General features: G+C 67.8%; 1 protein-coding gene. It reads right to left on the reverse strand.

Annotated elements, in window-relative coordinates; all coding sequences use genetic code 11:
* Positions 1 to 52: 52 nt before the first annotated feature.
* The coding region (locus CCN37_RS32565) for an ABC transporter permease (protein ID WP_143261910.1) at positions 53 to 357 on the reverse strand (305 nt) is incomplete at its 5' end.

The raw sequence follows: 357 nt of genomic DNA on the forward strand, positions 1-357 counted from the left end.
GCGAGCGCGTCCACGCGGTCCTTCTTGGTGGTGGTCACTTCTTCTCCTCCCCTCACCGGGTCCGGATGCGCGGGTCGATCAGCGCGTAGGACAGGTCGACCAGCAGGTTGATCACCACGTACACCAGCGCCGCCATCAGGATCACCATCTGCAGCACGGGGTAGTCCCTGCGCTCGAAGCTGATCGCCAGCGCCTCACCGAGGCCGGGGTAGGCGAAGACCTTCTCGGTCAGCACCGCCCCCGCCAGCAGGGCACCGGTCTGCAGGCCGATCGTGGTGACCACCGGCAGCATCGCGTTGCGCACGACGTGCCTGGTCCGGATGGTCTGGAGGGTGAGGCCCTTGGACTCGGCGGTGC

The organism is Allokutzneria sp. NRRL B-24872 (assembly GCF_002155965.1).
Classification (GTDB): Bacteria; Actinomycetota; Actinomycetes; order Mycobacteriales; family Pseudonocardiaceae; genus Allokutzneria.